This is a genomic window from Mycobacterium sp. 1165178.9 (genome assembly GCF_001673555.1).
Lineage (GTDB): Bacteria > Actinomycetota > Actinomycetes > Mycobacteriales > Mycobacteriaceae > Mycobacterium.
Window position 1 is genome coordinate 1 of sequence record NZ_LZMB01000335.1, and the last position, 5,956, is coordinate 5,956.

The 5,956-nt window shown below is 66.6% G+C and carries 5 protein-coding genes and 1 pseudogene; 4 read left to right on the top strand and 2 right to left on the bottom strand.

Features of this window, described 5'->3' with window-relative positions; all coding sequences use genetic code 11:
• Positions 1–85: 85 nt before the first annotated feature.
• Genes sdhC through A5652_RS14620 form a run of 4 tightly spaced genes read left to right on the top strand, consistent with a single transcriptional unit; the run spans position 86 to position 3,482 of the window.
• Positions 86–424 (top strand): succinate dehydrogenase, cytochrome b556 subunit, encoded by a 339-nt coding sequence (sdhC, locus tag A5652_RS14605; protein WP_067352445.1) that lies wholly within the window; start codon positions 86–88, stop codon positions 422–424.
• Positions 421–900, top strand: a complete 480-nt coding sequence (locus A5652_RS14610; RefSeq protein WP_067352449.1) for a succinate dehydrogenase hydrophobic membrane anchor subunit — start codon at positions 421–423, stop codon at positions 898–900. The genes sdhC and A5652_RS14610 overlap by 4 nt, the downstream gene beginning before the upstream one ends.
• Before the next feature lie 3 nt (positions 901–903).
• A complete protein-coding gene (sdhA, locus tag A5652_RS14615) occupies positions 904–2,658 on the top strand; it encodes a succinate dehydrogenase flavoprotein subunit (protein WP_067352452.1) in 1,755 nt (584 codons plus the stop codon).
• Positions 2,658–3,482: a succinate dehydrogenase iron-sulfur subunit gene (locus tag A5652_RS14620; RefSeq protein WP_067352455.1), complete on the top strand. Its 825-nt coding sequence runs from the start codon at positions 2,658–2,660 to the stop codon at positions 3,480–3,482. Before sdhA ends, A5652_RS14620 begins: the two co-directional genes overlap by 1 nt.
• 26 nt (positions 3,483–3,508) lie before the next feature.
• On the opposite strand, the gene A5652_RS14625 is transcribed toward A5652_RS14620, so the two are convergent.
• Positions 3,509–3,982, bottom strand: coding sequence for a hypothetical protein (locus tag A5652_RS14625; RefSeq protein WP_082983905.1), 474 nt, complete (start codon positions 3,980–3,982; stop codon positions 3,509–3,511).
• 759 nt (positions 3,983–4,741) lie between these two features.
• Positions 4,742–5,698: pseudogene (locus A5652_RS14635) on the bottom strand (sigma-70 family RNA polymerase sigma factor).
• Positions 5,699–5,956 lie beyond the last annotated feature (258 nt).

Consider the following 5,956-nt stretch of genomic DNA (forward strand, 5'->3'; position numbering starts at 1 on the left):
GGAAGTCGTTGCGGGACAAGGCAATCGATGTGTCCGGGGGTGCCTATGCACCGTACTCGCGGTTGCGCACCGGGGCGACCCCGGCATGTGGTCGTGGGTGCTGCACCGGATCAGCGGAGCGACGATCTTCTTTTTCCTGTTCGTCCACGTTTTGGACGCCGCGATGTTGCGGGTGAGCCCGCAGACCTACAACGCCGTGATCCACGACTATCAAATGCCCATCGTTGGCTTGATGGAATACGGCCTGGTCGCCGCGGTGCTCTTCCACGGCCTGAACGGGATCCGGGTGATCCTGATCGACTTCTGGTCCGAGGGCCCACGCCACCAGCGCCTGATGTTCTGGATCGTCGGCATCGTGTTCCTGCTGCTGATGGTTCCTGCGGGCGTGGTGACGGTCATCCACATGATGGAGCACTTCCGATGAGCGAGCTTGGGCAGCTGGGCTCTCAATCCCATCGAGGCGACCTCGCCCCGGTCAAACAGCGCCTCTACGACCGCCCCGCCAGCCTGGACAACCCCCGCTCGCCGCGCCGGCGGGCCGGCATCCCCAACTTCGAGAAGTTCGCCTGGCTGTTCATGCGGTTCTCCGGGATCGCGTTGTTCGTGCTGGCGATCGGCCACCTGTTCATCATGCTGATGTGGGATAACGGCGTTTACCGCATCGACTTCAACTACGTGGCGCAGCGCTGGGCGTCGCCGTTCTGGCAGTTCTGGGACCTGGCGCTGCTGTGGCTGGCGCAACTGCACGGCGGCAACGGCCTGCGCACCATCATCGACGACTACAGCCGCAAGGACAGCACCCGGTTCTGGCTCAACAGCCTGCTGCTGTTGTCGATGGGGTTCACGCTGGTGCTGGGCACCTACGTGCTGCTGACTTTCGACCCGAATATCGGAGGCTGACCCGTGATCTCCCAACACCGGTACGACGTGGTGATCGTCGGCGCGGGGGGCGCCGGCATGCGGGCCGCGGTCGAGGCGGGTCCGCGGGTGCGCACCGCGGTGCTGACCAAGCTCTACCCCACCCGCAGCCACACCGGCGCCGCCCAGGGCGGCATGTGCGCGGCGCTGGCGAACGTCGAAGAGGACAACTGGGAATGGCACACCTTCGACACCGTCAAGGGCGGCGACTACCTCGCCGACCAGGACGCCGTAGAGATCATGTGCAAGGAAGCCATCGACGCGGTGCTCGACCTGGAGAAGATGGGGATGCCGTTCAACCGCACCCCCGAGGGCCGCATCGACCAGCGCCGCTTCGGCGGGCACACCCGCGACCACGGCAAGGCCCCGGTGCGCCGGGCATGTTACGCCGCCGACCGCACCGGTCACATGATCCTGCAGACGCTCTACCAGAACTGCGTGCGGCACGACGTGCAGTTCTTCAACGAGTTCTATGCGCTTGACCTGGTTCTCACCCAGACCCCGAGCGGGCCGGTGGCCACCGGGGTGGTCGCCTACGAGCTGGCCACCGGCGACATCCACGTGTTCCACGCCAAGGCGGTGGTGCTCGCCACCGGCGGTTCGGGCCGAATGTACAAGACCACCTCGAACGCGCATACGCTGACCGGCGACGGCATCGGCATCGTCTTTCGCAAGGGACTTCCCTTGGAGGACATGGAGTTTCACCAATTCCATCCGACCGGCCTGGCGGGTTTGGGCATCTTGATCTCCGAGGCGGTGCGCGGTGAGGGCGGCCGGTTGCTCAACGGCGAGGGCGAGCGCTTCATGGAGCGTTACGCACCGACGATCGTCGACCTGGCGCCGCGCGACATCGTCGCCCGCTCAATGGTTTTGGAGGTTTTGGAGGGACGCGGCGCCGGCCCGCACAAGGACTACGTCTACATCGACGTGCGCCACCTCGGTGAGGACGTGCTGGAGGCCAAGCTGCCCGACATCACCGAGTTCGCGCGCACCTATCTGGGTGTTGACCCGGTGCACGAATTGGTCCCCGTCTACCCCACCTGCCACTACGTGATGGGCGGCATCCCCACGACGGTCACCGGACAGGTGTTGCGGGACAACACTTCTACGGTGCCGGGGCTGTATGCGGCCGGCGAGTGCGCGTGTGTGTCTGTGCACGGAGCCAACCGGCTGGGCACCAATTCGCTGCTGGACATCAACGTGTTCGGCCGCCGGGCCGGCATCGCCGCGGCCAATTACGCGCGAGGCCACGACTTCGTGGACATGCCGGCGGAGCCGGCGGCGATGGTCGTCGGCTGGGTGGGCGACATCCTCTCCGAACACGGCAACGAGCGCGTCGCCGACATCCGCATCTCGTTGCAGCAGTCGATGGACAACAACGCCGCCGTGTTCCGCACGGAGGAGACACTCAAGCAAGCGCTCACCGACATCCACGCCTTGAAGGAGCGGTACGCACGAATCAGTGTGCACGACAAGGGAAGACGCTTCAACAGCGACCTACTGGAGGCCATCGAGCTGGGCTTCCTGCTGGAGCTCGCCGAGGTGACCGTGGTCGGCGCCTTGAACCGCAAGGAGTCTCGCGGCGGCCACGCGCGCGAGGACTACCCCAACCGCGACGACGTCAACTTCATGCGCCACACCATGGCCTACAAGCAGGGCAGCGACCTGCTGAGCGACATCGCGCTGGACTTCAAGCCCGTGGTGCAGACGCGCTACGAACCCAAAGAACGGAAGTACTGATGGCCGAGAGCGCCGGAACCGAAGAGGCAGCCGAGGTCGACACCAGCCTGGAGCCGCCGCTGCCGGCGATTCCCGACGGGGCGGTGATGGTGACCGTCAAGATCGCCCGGTTCAACCCCGACCAGCCCGATGCCTTCGCGGAAACCGGTGGCTGGCAAAGCTTTCGGGTGCCGTGCCTGCCCAGCGACCGGATGCTCAACCTGCTGATCTACATCAAGAGCTATCTGGACGGGACGCTGACCTTCCGGCGCTCGTGCGCGCACGGGGTGTGCGGTTCGGACGCGATGCGCATCAACGGCGTCAACCGCCTGGCCTGCAAGGTGCTGATGCGCGACCTGCTGCCCAAGAGTAGGCCGGGCAAACGCCAAAAAACACTGACCATCACGGTCGAGCCGATCCGTGGGCTACCGGTGGAGAAGGACCTGGTGGTCGACATGGAGCCGTTTTTCGACGCCTACCGGGCGGTCAAGCCGTACCTGATCACGACCGGCAATCCGCCTACCCGCGAACGCATTCAGAGCCCGACCGACCGCGCCCGCTACGACGACACCACCAAGTGCATCCTCTGCGCGGCGTGCACCACCAGCTGCCCGATCTTCTGGCACGAGGGCAGTTACTACGGCCCGGCTGCGATCGTCAACGCGCACCGGTTCATCTTCGACAGCCGCGACGAGGCCGCCGCCGAGCGCCTGGACATCCTCAACGAGGTCGACGGTGTGTGGCGGTGCCGCACCACGTTCAACTGCACCGAGGCCTGTCCGCGCGGCATCGAGATCACCAAGGCGATTCAAGAGGTCAAGCGCGCGATCATGTTCTCCCGCTAGGCGCCTAGCGGTGGCGTGTCGTCGGATCAGGGCGCTGACTCACCCCGGCGAGTACCCGCCACGTGCGCCGGCCCGACTTGGTCGTCGTCGCGGTCGGATTCCGGCATTTCCGAAGCCGGTTGTTCGTCTGCCGGAGACTGACTCGCACCGCCAGGGGTGCTCGCCGGGCTGGCCGACTTGAAATCGGGATTCGTCGCCGGGCTCGCCGCCCCGCCGGTGCCTTCGGTGCCAGTCGCGGCACTTTCTCGGCGCCCCTCGTACGGCGGGATTGCACTCCCCGTGTCTTGCGGAGGCAATTCGCCGGTGCCGCCGTAGGTGTCCGACGCCGTCGGGTCGCTCACAGGCGGATTCGCGTCTTCGTCCACGGTTCCGACAGGACGATCGCCGCCGCCGGGTTCGGGAGTGTCCGCACCGGAGTCGCGCGCGCCGCTACCCAACTCAGGGTCGTCGAAGTGTTCCAACCTTGCATCGGTCGACTGTTGATCATTTTGAGAGGTCATAACCTATCTCCTCACCCTCTCGCTCCCTGCCGCGCCGGTTGGCGTGGCCAGAGTGAGGGACGGATACCCGGACCCACTGCCGGGAAACACCTGCCCACGGCGACCGCCTCTCCGAGACCATTGGGCCTTTCCCGAAAGCGCTATCGCATGCGCTAGCGAGTTGAAAACTCGCCTCATCCCCGGACCCGTCACACATCGCGGGCCCGCGTCGTCTGATGGGTATGACACAGAAAACCCGCATCGAGCCCCTACCGCCCAAGCGCACCGGATTGCTGACCCGCGCCATGTACCGGATCGCCAAGCGGCGCTACGGCCAAGTTCCCGAGCCGTTCGCCGTGGCCGCGCATCATCGCAACCTGATGATCGCCAGCGCCGTGCACGAGACGATGGTCGACCGGGCGTCGAAAACGCTGCCGACCAGCGTGCGTGAGCTGGCCGTGTTGTGGACCGCGCGCCAGATCGGCTGCTCGTGGTGCGTCGACTTCGGATCGATGCTGCAGCGCTTGGACGGCCTGGACATGCAGCGCCTCAAGGACATCGACGACTACGCCACCTCAACGGCATTCACCGACGACGAGCGCGCGGCCATCGCCTATGCCGCCGCGATGACCACCGATCCGCACACCGTCACCGACGGGCAGGTGGACGATCTGCGGGCCCGCTTCGGCGACGCTGGTGTGTTCGAGCTGACCTACCAGATCGGATTAGAGAACATGCGGGCGCGGGTGAATTCCGCGCTGGGCATCACCGAGCAGGGTTTCAATTCCGGTGACGCCTGCCGCGTTCCGTGGGCTACACAGCTTAACGAGCCCGCAACGGGGACCCGGTGAATTTATCGGGGTTGGCGACATCCCATAGGGCGCAGACCTTTCCGTCGCGCACCGTCGCCGCCATGATCCGCGGCATCATCTCGCGATACCCGTCACTGGCGGGGCAGCCCGCCGTGTACCCGCCCAGCTCGCCATTGATCAGCCCCAGCTGATACGAGGTGAACATCGCCGGGCCGTAGCGCTGGGCCAGGCCGAAGAAGAATCGCGCGACCTTGTCCGCGCCGTGGATGACGTTGATTGCAGTGGGCGCCTTGCCATTCGCGTCGCCGGTCAGGATCACGTCGGGATGCAGCAGCGCCACCACGGCTTCCAGATCGCCGGATGCCATGGCCGCCAGCAACTTCCCCACCACCTCGGCGTGCGCCGGATCGGGCTTGGGTGGCGCATCGGCCGCGACCGCTTTGCGGGCCCGCGACGCCAGCTGCCGGGCGGCGGCCTCGTTGGTTCCCAGCACCTGCGCCACCTCCGCGAATGGCACGGCGAACCCGTCGTGCAACACGAAGGCGACCCGCTGATCGGGTGATAGCCGCTCCAGCACCACCATCGCCGCGAACCGCGCGTCCTCGCCGGCCACCACCGCGGACAGTGGATCGCCCGCGTCGAACCCGGTGACCACCGGCTCGGGCAGCCAGTTTCCGGTGTAGGTCTCGCGGCGATGCGCGGCCGACCGCAACCTGTCCAGGCCCAGCCTGCTCACCACGGTGGTCAGCCAGGCCCGCAGGTCGGTGATCTCCGTTCCCTTTTCGGGGTCCTGCCGGTGCCATCGCAGCCAGGCATCCTGGACGATGTCCTCCGCATCGGCCACCGTGCCGGTGAGCCGGTAGGCGACCGACATGAGATGGGGCCGCAGCGACTCGAACTCGCTGACCTGCTGCGCTGAGGTCATGCCGTTGAGCCTAGCGCGGCGACGTCGAGCGCCGAACGGCGCGAGGAAGGAGCCGGGCCGTCGAGCCTAGCGCGGCGACGTCGAGCGCCGAACGGCGCGAGGAAGGAGCCGGGCCATCGAGATTAGCGCGGCGACGTCGAGCGCCGAACGGCGCGAGGAAGGAGCCGGGCCGTCGAGCCTAGCGCTAGGCTCAGCGGCAACATGACAGATCACCTCTGGCTGCACTTCGCACGGCACGGCCCGGACATCACCGCGCCG